The sequence below is a fragment of the uncultured Bradyrhizobium sp. genome (assembly GCF_936928535.1).
GTDB lineage: Bacteria > Pseudomonadota > Alphaproteobacteria > Rhizobiales > Xanthobacteraceae > Bradyrhizobium.
Genome location: NZ_CAKZHY010000118.1, coordinates 42702 through 58011 on the forward strand (window position 1 = coordinate 42702; position 15310 = coordinate 58011).

General features: G+C 64.7%; 12 protein-coding genes. 4 read left to right on the forward strand and 8 right to left on the reverse strand.

Annotated elements, in window-relative coordinates:
* Positions 1-48: 48 nt before the first annotated feature.
* Both Q0687_RS23825 and putA read right to left on the reverse strand, forming a co-directional pair.
* Entirely contained in the window at positions 49-1254 is a 1206-nt protein-coding gene (locus tag Q0687_RS23825) for a CoA transferase (protein ID WP_298882174.1), read from the reverse strand.
* Positions 1255-1364: 110 nt separating this feature from the next.
* On the reverse strand, positions 1365-4364 hold the full coding sequence (gene putA, locus Q0687_RS23830) for a bifunctional proline dehydrogenase/L-glutamate gamma-semialdehyde dehydrogenase PutA (protein ID WP_298882176.1): 3000 nt from the start codon (positions 4362-4364) through the stop codon (positions 1365-1367).
* Positions 4365-4478: 114 nt separating this feature from the next.
* On the opposite strand from putA, the gene Q0687_RS23835 reads away from it, so the two are divergent.
* Entirely contained in the window at positions 4479-4940 is a 462-nt protein-coding gene (locus Q0687_RS23835; RefSeq protein WP_298882177.1) for an Lrp/AsnC ligand binding domain-containing protein, read from the forward strand.
* Between the two features lie 168 nt (positions 4941-5108).
* Here Q0687_RS23835 and Q0687_RS23840 read toward each other — a convergent pair whose 3' ends face one another.
* From Q0687_RS23840 to Q0687_RS23855, 4 genes are all read right to left on the reverse strand, one after another.
* Positions 5109-5309 (reverse strand): cold-shock protein, encoded by a 201-nt coding sequence (locus Q0687_RS23840; RefSeq protein ID WP_008134691.1) that lies wholly within the window; start codon positions 5307-5309, stop codon positions 5109-5111.
* Between the two features lie 196 nt (positions 5310-5505).
* Positions 5506-5814: a cytochrome c gene (locus tag Q0687_RS23845; RefSeq protein ID WP_298882198.1), complete on the reverse strand. Its 309-nt coding sequence runs from the start codon at positions 5812-5814 to the stop codon at positions 5506-5508.
* A gap of 11 nt (positions 5815-5825) precedes the next feature.
* Positions 5826-7025: a molybdopterin-dependent oxidoreductase gene (locus tag Q0687_RS23850; protein ID WP_298882201.1), complete on the reverse strand. Its 1200-nt coding sequence runs from the start codon at positions 7023-7025 to the stop codon at positions 5826-5828.
* A 206-nt stretch (positions 7026-7231) separates the two neighbouring features.
* Positions 7232-8968, reverse strand: coding sequence for an adenylate/guanylate cyclase domain-containing protein (locus tag Q0687_RS23855; RefSeq protein ID WP_298882204.1), 1737 nt, complete (start codon positions 8966-8968; stop codon positions 7232-7234).
* 409 nt (positions 8969-9377) lie between these two features.
* Between Q0687_RS23855 and Q0687_RS23860 the strand changes: the two genes are divergently transcribed.
* Positions 9378-10883: a glycosyltransferase family 39 protein gene (locus Q0687_RS23860; protein WP_298882250.1), complete on the forward strand. Its 1506-nt coding sequence runs from the start codon at positions 9378-9380 to the stop codon at positions 10881-10883.
* Positions 10884-11069: 186 nt separating this feature from the next.
* Here the strand turns inward: Q0687_RS23860 and Q0687_RS23865 are convergent, their stop codons facing one another.
* Positions 11070-12095 carry a TIGR01620 family protein gene (locus Q0687_RS23865; protein ID WP_298882207.1) on the reverse strand — a complete coding sequence of 342 codons (1026 nt, stop codon included), beginning with the start codon at positions 12093-12095 and terminating at the stop codon, positions 11070-11072.
* Positions 12092-13561, reverse strand: a complete 1470-nt coding sequence (locus Q0687_RS23870) for a YcjX family protein (protein ID WP_298882210.1) — start codon at positions 13559-13561, stop codon at positions 12092-12094. Before Q0687_RS23870 ends, Q0687_RS23865 begins: the two co-directional genes overlap by 4 nt.
* Positions 13562-13755: 194 nt before the next feature.
* Here Q0687_RS23870 and Q0687_RS23875 point away from each other — a divergent pair, with 194 nt between their 5' ends.
* Positions 13756-14451: a hemolysin III family protein gene (locus Q0687_RS23875; protein WP_298882213.1), complete on the forward strand. Its 696-nt coding sequence runs from the start codon at positions 13756-13758 to the stop codon at positions 14449-14451.
* A gap of 64 nt (positions 14452-14515) precedes the next feature.
* Entirely contained in the window at positions 14516-15310 is a 795-nt protein-coding gene (locus tag Q0687_RS23880) for an SDR family oxidoreductase (protein WP_298882216.1), read from the forward strand.

Here is a 15310-nt window from a genome sequence, read left to right on the forward strand (position 1 = left end):
GGATTGTTTCGCTACGCTCGCAATGACGGGGTTAGAGCAGTGCGCTCCTTACCCCACCGCCCCCTTCGATCGCAGCTGCTTGATCGCGGCTTCGTCGTATCCCGCGCCACGCAAAATCTCGTCACTGTGCTCGCCGACGCCGGGCGGCTTGCGTGGCTGCACCTTCTTGGTGCCGTCGATCCAGATCGGCGAGCTGATGGTGAGCATGGTGTCGTTCTCGAACGGCACCAGCACCTCGTTGTCCAGCATCTGCTTGTCATTCGGGATGTCGTCCAGGATGCCGACGATGCCGAAGACGAGCCCGTTGCCATCGAGAATCTTGCGCCATTCGGCGAGATCCCTGGTCGCGAAGGTCTCGTCAAAGATCTTGATGAGCTCGACCGAGCGGGCGTGACGGTCGGGCTTGGTGGCAAAGCGCGGATCGTTGATCAGGTCCTCCCGTCCCAGGCATTTGGCGAGCGTTGGCCACTGCTTCTCCTCGCTGAGCAGCGAGAGGATCAACCAGCGGCCGTCCTTGCACTGGTAGTGGTTGGCGACTGCATTGAGCGCGCGCTCGCGCGGGCGCCGCTCGCTGAACTTGGCGCCGCAGAGTTTTGCCTGCGCCAGCACGCTCGCCGCCCACACGCCGTTGGCCATCAGATTGGAGGCGACATGCGAGCCCTTGCCGGTCTTCTCGCGCTGATAGAGCGCTGTGACGATCGCGCTGTACAGCGCCATGGCGCAGGGATGATCGCCCATGCCGGCGACCGAGCGGGCCGGCGTCGTGTCGGTGTCGGCGCGGACGAGGTCCATCAGGCCGGAGCGTGCCCAATAGGCGTTGCTGTCGAAGCCGGGCTTGTTGGCTTCCTCGCCCTTCTCGCCATAGCCGGTGAAGGAGGCATAGATCAGCCGGTCGTTGAGATGGGCAAGATGGTCGTAGGCGATGCCGAGCTTGTTGCGCACCGGCGGCGGCATGTTGGTGATGAAGACGTCGGCCTCTTCGACCAGCTTGTAGAGCACCGCCTGCGCCTCGGCCTTGGAGAGGTCGAGCGCCAGGCTCTTCTTGTTGCGGGCCTCGAGCAGCCAGGCGAAATTGTGCTCGCCGGTGGGATAGCCGGGCAGGTTGGGCAGATTGCGGTAGGGATCGCCGGCGCCGGGTGGCTCGATCTTGATGACATCGGCGCCGAAATCGGACAGCACGGTGGCGGCCGCCGGTGCCGCGATGAAGCTCGCGCAGTCCAGAACCTTCAGCCCTGCAAAAATGCCTTTTTCCATCGCGGCGTTGCTCCTCGCTCTTGTTGTTTCCCGCCGGCTGGAATTTTCGCGGGCCACTCGCGGAGGCATTAGACTGATGTTTCAGCGGGATGCAACGCTGCTCGCGCGGCTCACTCTTCGCCTGCGAGCAGGGCGGCGTTCCCGCCGGCCGCGGCGGTGTTGATGGTCACGGTCTGCTCGGTGGCGAAGCGCGTCAGATAATGCGGGCCACCGGCCTTGGGGCCGGTTCCGGACAGGCCGTGGCCGCCAAACGGCTGCACGCCGACGACGGCGCCGATCATGTTGCGGTTGACGTAGATATTGCCGACCTGAACGCGGTCGATAATGGCCCCGACGGTGTCGTCGATGCGGGAGTGGATGCCGAGCGTCAGCCCGTAACCGCTGCGCGCGATTGCCTGCAGCACGCGCTCGAGGGTTTCGGCACGGTAGCGCACCACATGCAGGATCGGTCCGAACACCTCCGCGGTGAGCTGGCCTGCGTCCTTGAGCTCGAAGATGTGCGGCGCGACGAAACAGCCCTCCGGTGCGGTGCCGGCAAAGTGCAGCCGCGCCTCGTTCTTCATCCGCGCGATGTGGGCGTCGAGCCGTTGCTTGGCTTCAGCATCGATGACAGGACCGACATGGGTCGCGACGTCAGTAGGATCGCCGATCTTCAATTCGCGCGCGGCACCCGCGATCATCTCGATCATGCGGTCGGCGACGTCCTCCTGCACGAACAAGAGGCGAAGCGCCGAGCAGCGCTGGCCGGCGGAGCGGAACGCCGAGGTGACGACGTCATCAGCGACCTGCTCAGGCAGCGCGGTCGCATCGGCGATCATCGCATTGATGCCGCCGGTCTCGGCGGTCAGCGGCACGATCGGTCCGTCCTTGGCGGCAAGCGTCCGGTTGATGTGGCGCGCGACTTCGGTCGAGCCGGTGAAGACGACGCCCGCGATATCGGGGTGTGCGGTCAACGCTGCGCCGATGCGGCCGTCGCCGGCGACGAGATGCAGTGCGCTTTTGGGGATGCCGGCCTCGTGCAACAGCGCGACAGCCTCGCGCGCGATGCGCGGCGTCTGCTCGGCGGGCTTTGCGACCACGCTGTTGCCGGCCATCAGTGCCGCCGTGACCTGGCCAAGGAAGATCGCGAGCGGAAAATTCCACGGCGAGATCGCGACGAAGACGCCACGGCCCCGCAGGGCGAGCGCGTTGCTCTCGCCGGTCGGGCCCGGCATCTCCGTCTCGCCGCCGAACAGTTTTCGGCCCTGCGCGGCATAATAGCGGCAGAAATCGGCGGCTTCGCGCAGCTCGGAGAGCGCGTCGTCGAGGGTCTTGCCGCCTTCGGCTTGCAACAGCGCGATGAAATGCGCACCGCGGCTTTCCAAGAGATGCGCGGCCTGCTCCAGCGCCGCCGCGCGTGTTGCCGCAGGCGTCCGGCTCCATCCAGCAAAGCCCGCTCCGGCCGCCGCGATCGCGGCGCCCGCCTGGTCGGGCGTTGCATCCGTGACAGGCTTGAGATCTGGCCTCGCGATCTTGACGTCAGCCACTAGCCGGTCGAGCGCGGCGCGTTCGCCGAATTCGATGCCGGCTGAATTATGCCGCTCCGGCGCGAACAGATCGCCCGGCAGCGGAATTTTTGCGTGATGCGCGTGATCGGGACGGACGATGAGATGGACCGGGCGCTTCAGCAGCGCCGGCACCGGCACGCGGTAATCGGCCGCCTGCGCCACGAAGGACGAATTGGCGCCGTTCTCCAGCAGGCGTCGCACGAGATAGGCCAGCAGATCGCGATGGCTGCCGACCGGCGCATAGGTGCGGTAGGCGATCTCAGGATGATCCTTGGCGAGCTGCTCGTAGAGCGCTTCGCCCATGCCATGCAGGCGCTGGAACTCGAAGCCACCGCTGTCGCCGGCGAGCTCCAGCACGGTCGCGACGGTAAGGGCGTTGTGGGTCGCAAATTGCGGGAAGATGCGAGGTCGCAAACTCAAGAGCTTGGATGCGCAGGCGACGTAGTTCAGATCCGTCATCGCCTTCCGCGAAAACACCGGATAGCCGTCGAGCCCGCGCTCCTGGGCGCGCTTGATCTCGGTGTCCCAATAGGCGCCCTTGACCAGCCGCACCATCAGCTTGCGGTCATGCGTCCGCGCCAGCTCGTGGATGTACTCGATCACCGCGCTCGCGCGCTTCTGATAGGCCTGGATCGCGAGCCCAAAACCGTCCCACGCTGCAAGCGAGGGATCGGCGAGCGTGGTCGCGATCACGTCGAGCGACAGCTCCAGCCGGTCGGCCTCCTCGGCATCGACGGTGAAGTTGAGATCATACGTCTTGGCGCGGCGGGCAAGATCCAGCAGTTGCGGCACGAGCTCAGACATCACGCGATCGCGGCTGATCGCCTCGAAGCGGGGATGCAGCGCCGAGAGTTTCACGGAGATGCCGGGGCGATCGGGCAGGGGATGGTGGCCTGCCGCCTTGCCGATGGTTTCGATCGCGCTGGCATAGGCATCGAAATAGCGCTTGGCGTCTTCAGCCGTGCGCGCGCCTTCGCCGAGCATGTCGAAGGAGTAGCGCGGCCGCTCGCCGGAGCGCGGCCTGCCCCGCTCCAGCGCCTGCTCGATGGTCTCGCCCAGCACGAAATGATTGCCCATCAGCCGCATCGCCTGGCGCGTGGCGGTGCGCACAGCGGGCGCGCCGAGCCGTTTCACCAGCCGACCGATGGTGCCGTCGGGCGTCTCGCCGGGCTGGATCACCCGTGCCGACAGGCCGAGCGCCCAGGCCGAGGCATTGACCAGAAACGCGGTGGACTTGGTCTCGTGATGGATGAAGTCGCCTTCGCCGAGCTTGTCCTCGATGAACTGATCGGCGGTGCGGGCATCGGGCACGCGCAGCAGCGCCTCCGCCAGCACCATCAGCGCGAGACCTTCCTTGGTCGACAGCGCGAACTCGCGCAGCATGTCCTCGACGCCACCGAGCCGGTCGTCGCGTTTGCGGATCGCCTCGATCAGCCGCGTCGCGGTGCGGTCGATCCGCGATTCCTGCGGGGGGCTGAGATGCGCAGATCGAAACAGCCCCGCCGCGATGTCGGCATCATCTGGGGCATAGGGGGCGGAGAAGGGCGGCGGGATGTTCGGCATGGCGTGTCCTGTGGCTGAGATTCAGGATAGAGCCCGCATGACCGTAGTTCGATAGACAAGATAGCCATTTTGCCTTAGAAAATGAAGATCATCAGCATAGTGGCCGAACAAAATATGGAACTTGATCGACTTGACCGCAGAATCCTCTCAATTTTGCAGGAAGACGGGCGGATCGCCAATGTCGAGCTCGCCGAGCGCATCGGTCTGTCGCCGACCTCGATCGGCGAGCGGCTGAAGCGGCTGCAGCGCGAGGGCTTCGTCGAAGGCTATGGGGCGCGGCTCAATCCGCATCGGCTTGGCCTGGGTCTGCTCGTGTTCGTCGAGGTGCTGCTCGACAAGACCACGCCCGACAATTTCGAGCGCTTTGCAGGCGCGGTCAAACTCGCGCCTGAAGTGCTGGAGTGTCACATGGTTGCAGGCGGCTTCGACTATCTGGTGAAGGCGCGGCTGGCGGACATGACCGCGTATCGGCGCTTCCTCGGCGAGACCTTGCTGTCGATGCCGGGCGTGCGCGAGACGCGGACCTATGCGGTGATGGAAGAGATCAAGCGCGACGCACCGTTGCCGGTGGGCTGACCACATGCGGTCGCGATTGTCATTGCTGCGGCGTTGATGGGCGATCTCTCCAGGCAAATAGCCTACCGTGTGCAGTCGCAACGCCTGTCGTCGAATGCACGGATCGTCTTCTGAAATTTTCTTGGCCTCACTCCCGGACAGATCCGGGAGGCAGCAAAAGCTGGCGGCTTATACTTTGAGGTTCTCTGCGGAGGTCTTGCCCCGGTTTGCGATCTCTTCGTATTCCACCGTCTGTCCTTCGTTCAGGGACGACAGACCGGCTTTCTGCACTGCCGAGATATGCACGAACACATCCTTGCCGCCCGACGCAGGCTGGATAAATCCATAACCCTTGGTCGGGTTGAACCACTTGACCGTACCTTTAGCCATCACGCTTCTCCGCGGGTCTTCCTCCGAGATCACGAACCGCCAGTCCCCGCCAACCGGCCGGTTCGGTCCTATAGGATACGCGGAATGTGGCGGGCTTGGTAGATCAAACCACATCCGCATTTCGCAGAAATTCGCTCAACTTCGCGGCGGTTTTGCCGGTTTTGCCCGTTTCGCGGTCAGTTGAGCCCTGAGCCTGTCAATAAGTCGCGGCCAGATAGTCCACGATCTTGCCGACGTCGGCATCGTCGATCGGCGCGCCATAGACCTTGATCATCTTGGTCACCTCGGCCTGCCAGAAGCCCTTCTTGTCCTTCATCGGCGGCTGCGTGGCGATGTAGTCGGACGAGTGGCAGGCGGTGCAATTGCCCTGCACCACCTCGAGATTGGGCCCCGGTTTGAAGGCCGCGACCTCATCCGGCGTCTTGTAATTGACCGGCGCGGCAAGGGCCGAACCCACCATTGCGACGACGGCAAGCGTGGCGGCGAGGAGAACGGTGCGCTGCATGATAATTCTCCTCAGGCCACGCGGACGCGGGTGGTTTCGACGACGTTGCGCAAATAACCCGCCGGGTTCCAGCGCGGCGTGTCCGGCTGCGTTTCGCCGGAATTGCTGGTGGCGCGCACCTTGAGCTCGACCTCGCCTGCCGCGAGCTTCACTGGCAGCTTCCATTCGCGGAACGAGTAATTGCCGAGATCCTTGCCGAGCTTGGCCGAGGCCCAGGTCTTGCCGCCATCGGTGGAGACCTGGACGTCCTTGATGCCCTTGCCGCTGTCGAAGGCGATGCCGCGCAGCGTCGTGCGTCCCGCCTTCAGCTTGGCGCCATCGGTCACGCTGGTGATGAAGGAGCGGATGGTGAAGCGGTTGATCGGGATCGTCGCCTTCGGCGTCGTGCCAGGCTCGATCGAATTGTTCGGGGTATCGGGAATGCGATAGGCGCTCTTCATCCAGAAGCCGTCGAAGACGTTGTCGATGACGGTGATCTCGTTGAGGTGCTTGACCCAGTAGGTGCCGTAATAGCCGGGCACCACCAGGCGCAGCGGGAAGCCGTTGAGGAACGGCAGATCGTCGCCGTTCATGCCATAGGCCAGCATCACCTCGCCGTCGGTGGCGTGATCGAGGTCGAGCGCCTTGGCGAAGTCGGGCGTCTTGTCGCTCACCGGACCATCCATGCCGCCGAAAACGACCTGCTTGGCGCCGGCCTGCACGCCGGCCATTTCGAGCACGGTCTTCAGAGGGACGCCGCGCCAGCGCGCGTTGCCCATCGCGCCATTGGCGAGCTGGCCGCCGGCGACGCGCGGCTCCGAGAAGCCGCGGCTGTTGCCGGAGCACTGATTGACGGCGACGATCTCGGTCGCCTTCATCTTGCGGATGTCTTTCAGCGACAGTTTCAGCGGCTTGTCGACCTTGCCCTTGATCTCGAGCGTGAACTTGTCGGGGTCGAGATCGTAGGGCAGGCCGGCGAGGTGATAGCGCACGAAGAACGCGTTGTTCGGCGTGATCGGGCCGTCGTTGAACACCGCGAACGGCGTCTCGAGCTGCGGCGGCCGGCTGGTCAAGCTGATCATCGGCCGCTTCTGCGGATATTTCACCAGCGGCCGCTCGCCATTGCCCATGGGCAGGGTGATGGTGTCGAGTGCCAATGCCCTGGTGGAATTCAGCGTGGCCGTCAGTGCGGCAAGGCCCGCTCCTTTGAGCAGGTCGCGTCGGTCGAACATTCGGGTCTCCTCCCGGAGCTTTTTCGTTGAGTCGCGGTCATCACCGGAACCCGCGCTCATCTGTCGCAACGAACGAGGCGAAGTCAATTCGTGCTTTCGCAGCAAGCCCATGTCGTTGCGCCGCAACAGGCCGGTGTTGCGCGAAGACTCTTTCCTCACCTCCCCCGCTTGCGGGAGAGGGAGTGCACCGCCCGAGCGGCCTAGAATCACGCCGCGACGCGTTCGCCGCCGGCGATGAGCTTGGACAATGTCCTGGTATCCGCAATAACACGCACCATCATCGGCTCGTCGCGACCGCGGATCGCAACCTCCTGCTCCGGCAGCGCAGCTTCGTGAAGACCGGCGGTGCGGCGGACCTCGTCGGAGACGATCGCCTCGCATTGAAGCGTCTTCGTCATGTCCTGGAGCCGGGCGGCAACGTTCACGGCATCGCCGAGCGCGGTGAAGACGATGTGGTCGCGATAGCCGATGTCGCCGATGATGACCTCGCCGCCATGGACGCCGATGCCGAAGCGGATCGGCTGACGCAGATCGTGGCTCAGGAGCTCGTTCAGCTCGTCCACGTGGGTCGCAATGCTGGCGACGGCCCTGAGCGCCTGCCGGCAGGCTTCTTTCGGATCGCAGGTCAGGCCGAACAGCGCCAGCATGCCGTCGCCGACGAACTGGTTCGGTTGGCCGCCATTCTCGATCACGGCCTGCGACACCGCGCTGAGGAAGCGATTGACGATGAAGACGGTGTCGAACGGCAGCCGCTTCTCGGCAAGCTGCGTCGAGCCGCGCATGTCGACGAACAGGCTGACGAGATAGCGCTCCTGGCCGATTCGTGTGGACGAGGATGCATGGGCGTCCGCAGTCAGCATCTGCGGCATGAACAGCTGGAAGAAGGAGAGATCGGAGTTCGGCCGCAGCTGGCAGGCGAGGCGGATCGAGGGATCGGCGGTACCGACCCGGGCCAGCACGAAGGCCTCGCGCTGCGAGGGCTCGGGCAAGGCGCCGTGGTCGCCGATGATGCGGATGCGGCAGGTCGAGCAGCGGGCGCGGCCGCCGCAGACGCTAGCATGCGGCACGTTGTGGCGCAGGCTCGCTTCCAGCACGGAGAAGCCCTTGGGCACGCGCACTGTCTTGCCGTTGCCGTAGGACAGCGCGATCATGCCGCCGCGCCGCTCGCGCCAGCCGCGCACGCCCCGCGAAATCAGCACCAGGCCGAGCAGGCCGAAGTAACCCATCGTCAGTCCGCCGGTGATGCGGTCGAGCGTATCGGCCTGTGCGAACGTGCCGACCTCGCGCTGCGTGTAATTCTGCCGCCGCCAGTCGCTGTCCTCGCTGTCGGCTGCGACACTGCGGCCACCCTGGTAGATGCCGAGCAGCGCCAGCGTCGGGATCAGCACGGCGGCCGCGAGCAGATAGGGTGCCGCGCGCGTGAAGAACGGTTTCATCCGGAGCCAGAAATAGATCCCGATGCAACCGTGGACCCAGGCGACGATCAGCAGGATCGTCATTGTCCAGAGCCGGCCGGGCGCCACCACAAAGAACAGATAAAGCTCCTGCGGATAGAGTTTTTCGTGGTCGTAAAGCACCTGTCCGAGCCGGATGCCGATCACATGCGCCATCACCAGCGCGGGGATGCTCAGGCCCAGCACCAGCTGGAGCGGCTCGATCGTCCGCCAGCGGAACTGGCGTCGCTGGTACAGCGCATAGATGCCGAGACCCATATGGGTGAAAGCCGCGCCATAGAACACGATCGCGACGGGCAAGAACTGCCAGAACGCGGTGTGGTAATACACCCCGACCTGCATGGCATCGACCGAGATGTTGCCGAGCGCATGGTTGAGGAAATGGCTGACCACGTAAGCAAACAGGATGACGCCGCAGACCAGTCGCACCTGCCGTGCGCTGGTCGAACGGACGAGTTCGGGCAATCGTGCAAGTGCGGTGGCGGCCATGATTCGGTTGTACCAGTTCACTGAGGAGAACAGCCAGCGGAGAGTTAAATTCCGCCCGTGAACCGCGCCTCCGATCACATCGGCGGCAAGGTTACCGTAACGGCAAGTTTCCGTAGGACCTCCGGCGTCGTCCCGGACAAGCGCGCCATAAGCGCGCGCCGATCCGGGATCCATAACCACAGGGAGGCGTTTGGCGCGAGATATCAACCACGAGCCGTCGTCAAACGACTTTCTGTGGTTATGGGTCCCGACCTTCGCCGGGACGACGGGCAGAGAGTTTGCCGCCACATTGACTCCCCCTCCCAAGTCGGGGAAAAGCGCGGCCGTGACGCTCGCTCCTGACATCACCGCGAAATCCGACGGCGCATCGCGCCGGCCGCTCGTTGTGGCCGGGCTGGTGATCGCCGCGATGACCGCGCTCCGCATCGTCTATGCCTCGGCCATCGATCTGCGCACCGATGAGGCCTATTACTGGACCTGGTCGAAGGAGGGGGCGCTCAGCTTCCTCGATCATCCGCCCGGCATCGCCTGGCTCATCCGGTTCGGCACCTTCATTTTCGGTGACACGGTGCTGGGCGTCCGCTTCGGCGGCATCGTCGCGATGCTGGTGACGCAGTGCCTGCTCGCCGACATCGTTCGCCGCCTGACCCACGATGCGCGCGCGATCGCGATTGCGGTGCTGATGCCGGAGGCCGCGCTCTATTACGGCCTGTTGATGGCCAAGGTCGCGCCCGACGTCGCCATGATCCCGTTCGCGATGGCGATGACTTGGTCGCTGGTGCGTCTTGCGCAAAGCGACGATGGACACTGGTGGCTCGCGGCCGGCCTTTTCGCCGGCCTGGCGCTGCTGTCGAAATTCACCGTCGTCATGTTTGCACCCGCCGTCGCCGCCTTTCTGCTGGTGCCGGATTGGCGCTGGCGCTGGCTGCGCAGCCCGTATCCGTACCTTGCGCTGCTGATCGCAATCGCCGTGTTCTCGCCGGTGCTGATCTGGAACGCGCAGCATGACTGGGCCTCGTTCCGTTTCCAGGGCGTGCGCGCCACCACCAATTATGGCATCTCGCTGCGTACCCTCGGCGATTATATCGGCCTGCAATTCGGCCTCGTCGGTTTCGTCATGCTGCCGGTGGTGCTGTCGGGCCTGGTGATGACGGCGTGGCGCGGCTATCGCTCGCGCGAGCCGGTGGGGATCCTGCTGTCGACGGCGGTGCTGGTGCCGTTCGTCTATTTCCTGGTCAAGTCATTGACGCTCCGGGTTGGCGATACCTGGCCGATGTTCATGTGGCCGACCGGCTTCGCGGCCGCTGCCGTGAATCTCGTGCTGATGCGGAGAGACGGTTGGTCGGCCCGGATGCTCCGTTCGAGCGTCTTCTGGATGAATACGGCGCTGGTGTCGGGGATCGCCTTCGTCGTGATCGTGTTCCTCTATTACGTCGCCGCGCCCTGGAACTTCTTCGGCAGGTTGGATCCGATCGGCGCCGAAGCCGGCTTCGAGCAGGTGGCGGCGCGCGCACAGGCCGCGCTGGACGAGACCGGCGCGACCTGGATCGCGACCGGCGATTACCGCACCTATGCCATGATGCGCTGGGTGTTTCGTGACCGAGTGCCCGTGGTCGAAATCAATGAACGCGGCCGCTTCCAGGATTTCCGCGATCCCGGCATGGACAGGATCAGGGGGCACGCAGGACTATTCATCGGGCGTCAATCCGATGATCGGACGGCGCTGTGGCAGATGATCCCCGCCAAGCGTGAGCAACTCGGCCTGGTCGAGCGCCGCTGGCGCGGCGTTGTGACCGATACTTACGTCCTGGAAAAGCTCTCCGGATGGACTCCGGAACTCAACCCGCCAAGGGACTCGCCGCTGTTTCAATGGCGGGTGCTGGCGGGGGAGTTTGAAATGCGCGTGTACGGCTGAGCGCGGCAAGCGCGGGCGTCTTTCCTTCTCCCCTTGTGGGAGAAGGTGGCGCGAAGCGCCGGATGAGGGGTTCTTTCCACTCGCAATGCTGTTCGTGAGGACAAATACCCCTCACCCGTCTCGCCGGTTCGCGGCGAGCCACCCTCTCCTGCAAGGGGAGAGGGTGCAGCGAGCGCGCGGAGAGCCCTACTCCTCGTCCTCTTTCTTCCGCAGCAGATCCGTCGCGAGATCCGACAGTTTTGGCGGCGGCAGCGCCGCAAATGGCAGTGGCCTCGTCACATCGATCGCCGCCAATCCCAGCCGCGCCGTCAGCAGTCCGTTCAGCACGCCTTCGCCGAGCCGCTGCGACAGCTTTGCCGCGATGCCGTGACCGAGCATCTGTTGCACCAGGCTGTCGCTCGCGGCCATGCCGCCGGTAATGGCGAGATGGGCGATGACGTGGCGGAGCAGGCGGATCATGCCGAGCGCGCCGGGGCGGCCGCCATAGAGATAAGCGAGCTGGCGGATCAGCCGCACCGCCGCGACGAACACGAACAGCACGTCGATCGCGGCGCGAGGCGAGACCGCCGTGACGATCGAGACTTTTTGCGCCGCTGACGACACCAGCCGCCGTGCCTCGGCATCCAGCGGCGACATCAGCTCGCGCTCCGCAAGCCTGATCATGTCGGCGCCGTCGATGATCTCGCCGGTGTGGCTCTCCAGCGTGGCACGGGCGCGCGCGAGCTGCGGGTTCTGGTGCGCGATCTTGAGCAGATCTCGCACGATGACGCGGCTCTCCTTGCGATCGTCGCTGGCAAGGACTGCGGCGGCGCGCGCATGCAGTTTCTCGATAGTCGCAAGGCGCGCCAGCCCAAGCGCCTCGCGTCCGAGCACGACCGCAAGCGCCAGGGCAGTGACGAAAGCAAAGGCGAGGCCGACGAAGCCGAGCGTTTCGCTACGCGCGAACAGATCTTCGATCAGATGCACCACGCCAAGCCCGGTGCCAAGCAGCGTCAGTCCGCCAAGGCCCGACCAGAACAGCGTGCCCCAGCGGAAGCGCCGCCGCGCAGGCAATACTGCTGCAATCGGCACCGGCAACGCTTGGGGATCATGCTCCGGCGTGATCTGGATCGTGGCGCGGCCGAGCCGGCTGGTCTCGTCGGCTTCGGTGACGACGACGCCGGGATCGTCGAGCCGGAAGGTTGCCGGCCGCCGCTGGGATCGGTCGTTCATGCGAGCTTGTCTCCGATCAGGAACTGCAAGGCACGGTCGAGGCGGATGTGTGGCAGTGCGGGCTCTTCGGTCCCCTCGCGTTCGAGCTTGGGCGGGCGGAAGCGCAGGAAGCGGAAATCGCTCTTTTCGGCGGCTTGCGTCGACAATCCGCGAAACGCATCCGAGCCGTTGAACAGCGGTTCGGGATCCAGCGGCAGGTCTCCGGGAAAGGTCGCGACTTCCGTGTTGCCGTCGAAGAACTCGCCATTCGCACTTTCGCCGGCAGCCGGCGTGCCCACGATCGAGGGCAATCTGTCGCGGCCATGCGCAACCTGCGCCTCGCGGGTGGCGCGGACGGCCGCGAGTGCGACGACGTCGATCTGCGCGCCGGTGTCTTCCGCGCGCGCCGCGGCGCGTGTAACCGCGCGGCGCAGCACGGCCTCGAGACGGTCGTGGCTTGAATGATGCAGGTGATCCGCCTTCGTCGCCGCGAACAGGATGCGGTCGATGCGCGGCCTGAACAGGCTGGAGAGAAAGGTGCTGCGGCCGATGTTGAAGCAATCGAGAATGCCTGATAGCGCCGCCTCAAGATCGTGCAGCGCTTCTGGCCCCGAGTTGAATGCGGCGAGCGCATCGGCCAGCACGATCTGGCGATCGAGCCGGGCGAAATGATCCCGAAAGAACGGGCGCACCACGATGTCCTTGTAGGCTTCAAAGCGCCGCACCATCATTGCCCATAGCGATCCCTCGGGCGCCTGTCCGCCAAGCGGCACGTCGAGCGGGGCGAACGTGAGCGCCGGCGTATCGGCGAGACTGCCGGGCATCAGGAAGCGGCCGGGTGGCAACAGGCTCATCGCAAACCGCTCGTCGCGACAGGCGCGCAGATATTGGGTGAAGAGCTTCGCAGCCGTCAGCGTCGCCTGCTCGTCCTCGCGCGCGTCGCCTTTCAGCGTCGCCAGATGCGCGTGCCAATCGGCAGCAAGATGCGCGCGCGGGGTCTCGCGCGACAGCGCCAGGCTCTCCGACGCCCATTGCTCGTAGCTTTTCTGAAGCAGCGGCAGATCGAGCAGCCATTCACCGGGATAGTCGACGATGTCGAGCGTCAGCGTGCGGTCGGCGCCGTTCTGACGCTGGTAGTCGATGACGAGACGGAGCTCGCTGATGTCGACCGTCGAGCTCGGCCAGCGCCGCTCCTCGATCAGCGCGCGCAGATGGCTCTCGTAGGAAAAGCGCGGCACGGCATCATCAGGCTGCGGCGCCAGATGTGCCCGCGCGATCCGGCCCGATGAGTAAGCCTCGAACACCGGAAACCGCCCGCCGCGCGTCAGCCCATGGATCAGCGCCGTGATGAATACGGTCTTACCGGCGCGCGACAGGCCGGTGACACCGAGCCGCACCGTCGGGTTGAAGAAGTGCTCGCCATAGTCGATCAGTGCCCGGGCCGACAGGCGCGCCTCTTCAACCATATCCTGGAAACTGAATGCCATATTAACTTAAAGCGGGGACATTGAAGGGAGTGATCTCGGGCGGGGAACAGTGAAGCCGTTCACAAAAGTGGCAATTGAGTGGGGAAAATCAAGCTTCATACTTCCACCGCCTTTGTCGGCGATCAGCCGATTGAACGACGCGCGGGTCCCAAAAGACCTATAGAAGAGGGCATTGCCCTACGTTGCGGATTGCCATGACCGTGTTCACGTTGAAACAGCTTGCGTCCACTTCCGTCCACGCCGCGGCCGACGCGATCCGCTGGAATTATGACCGTGCCGAGCTGATCGCCGATGGCATCGTCCACGGGGTCGGCGTGCTCGCCGGCATCATCGCCGCGACCGTGCTGGTGGTGCTGGCGGCTGTTTATGCCGACGCCACCGACATCGTCGGCGTCTCGATCTATGTCGCAGGGCTGCTCTCGATGCTGGTGTTGTCGGCGACCTATAATCTCTGGCCGGTCTCGCCCGCTAAATGGCTGCTGCGCCGCTTCGACCATTCCGCGATCTATCTGCTGATCGCCGCGACCTACACGCCATTCATCCTCGAGGTGAGGGACAGCGCGTTCGCGCTGGTGCTGCTCGCCGGCGTCTGGTGCGTCGCGATTCTGGGCATCGTGCTGAAACTTTTCTGCCCCGGCCGGTTTGATCGTGTCTCGGTCGGCATCTATCTCGTCATGGGCTGGAGCGGCGTGATGCTCTATGGACCCGTGGTCAAGGCGCTGCCCGCGCTGGTGCTCGGGTTCATCCTTGCGGGCGGCCTGCTCTACAGTTTTGGCGTGATCTTCCACGCCTGGCGGCGATTGCGTTTCCAGAACGCGATCTGGCATGGCTTTGTCTTGGCCGGCGCGGCATGCCATTATACCGCGGTGCTCGACCTCGTGCTGAACTGAGCACGTCCCGCGATGCGGGATAAGGCAAAACAAGCAGATCACATAAAAAATGAGGAGACGTCGCATGCAGGTGACCGGCAAGGTCGTGGTCGTCACGGGCGGCGCCAATGGCATCGGCAAGGCGCTGTGCGAAGCCTTTCGCAAGGCCGGTGCTGCCAAGGTTGTGGTCGCGGACATGGATGCCGCCAACGCGCGCGCCGTTGCCGCGACGGTGGACGGCGCGGCATTCAAATGCGACGTCGCGCAAGAGAAAGAGGTCGCGCACGTCATCGAGGAGACCGAGCGGCAGTTCGGGCCTATTGATCTGTTCTGTTCAAATGCCGGCATCGGCGGCGGCTTCGATCCGATGTCGGTCAATGCCGGCGGCGCTTCGGACGAGCCGTGGCAGCGCAGCTGGGCGATCCACGTCATGGCGCATGTCTACGCGGCGCGGCACCTCGTGCCCCGCATGAAGGCGCGCGGCGGTGGCTATTTCCTCAACACCATCTCGGCTGCGGGCTTGCTGTCGCAGGTCGGTAGCCCCGCATACTCCACCACCAAGCACGCCGCGGTCGGCTTCGCCGAAAATCTCGCGATCTCGCACCAGGCCCACAACATCAAGGTCTCGATCCTCTGCCCGCAGGGGGTCGACACCAACATGCTGCGCTCGATCCCCAAGGGCCCGCAATCCGGCGACGGCGACCTCACGCCGGAGCAGGTCGCAAAGGACGTGCTCGCCGGACTGGATCAGGAAACCTTCCTGATCCTGCCGCACCCGCAGGTGCTCGGCTACATGCGCAAGAAGACCGAGAATTACGATCGCTGGATCGGCGGCATGGCCAAGATCCAGGCCAGGATGCGGGAGGAGTTCGGGAAGTAA

Bases quoted from the DNA above. Each gene is read 5' to 3' on its own strand.
- Q0687_RS23825 (WP_298882174.1), bottom strand. From the start codon at position 1,254: ATGGAAAAAGGCATTTTTGCAGGGCTGAAGGTTCTGGACTGCGCGAGC.
- putA (WP_298882176.1), bottom strand. From the start codon at position 4,364: ATGCCGAACATCCCGCCGCCCTTCTCCGCCCCCTATGCCCCAGATGAT.
- Q0687_RS23835 (WP_298882177.1), top strand. From the start codon at position 4,479: ATGGAACTTGATCGACTTGACCGCAGAATCCTCTCAATTTTGCAGGAA.
- Q0687_RS23840 (WP_008134691.1), bottom strand. From the start codon at position 5,309: ATGGCTAAAGGTACGGTCAAGTGGTTCAACCCGACCAAGGGTTATGGA.
- Q0687_RS23845 (WP_298882198.1), bottom strand. From the start codon at position 5,814: ATGCAGCGCACCGTTCTCCTCGCCGCCACGCTTGCCGTCGTCGCAATG.
- Q0687_RS23850 (WP_298882201.1), bottom strand. From the start codon at position 7,025: ATGTTCGACCGACGCGACCTGCTCAAAGGAGCGGGCCTTGCCGCACTG.
- Q0687_RS23855 (WP_298882204.1), bottom strand. From the start codon at position 8,968: ATGGCCGCCACCGCACTTGCACGATTGCCCGAACTCGTCCGTTCGACC.
- Q0687_RS23860 (WP_298882250.1), top strand. From the start codon at position 9,378: ATGACCGCGCTCCGCATCGTCTATGCCTCGGCCATCGATCTGCGCACC.
- Q0687_RS23865 (WP_298882207.1), bottom strand. From the start codon at position 12,095: ATGAACGACCGATCCCAGCGGCGGCCGGCAACCTTCCGGCTCGACGAT.
- Q0687_RS23870 (WP_298882210.1), bottom strand. From the start codon at position 13,561: ATGGCATTCAGTTTCCAGGATATGGTTGAAGAGGCGCGCCTGTCGGCC.
- Q0687_RS23875 (WP_298882213.1), top strand. From the start codon at position 13,756: ATGACCGTGTTCACGTTGAAACAGCTTGCGTCCACTTCCGTCCACGCC.
- Q0687_RS23880 (WP_298882216.1), top strand. From the start codon at position 14,516: ATGCAGGTGACCGGCAAGGTCGTGGTCGTCACGGGCGGCGCCAATGGC.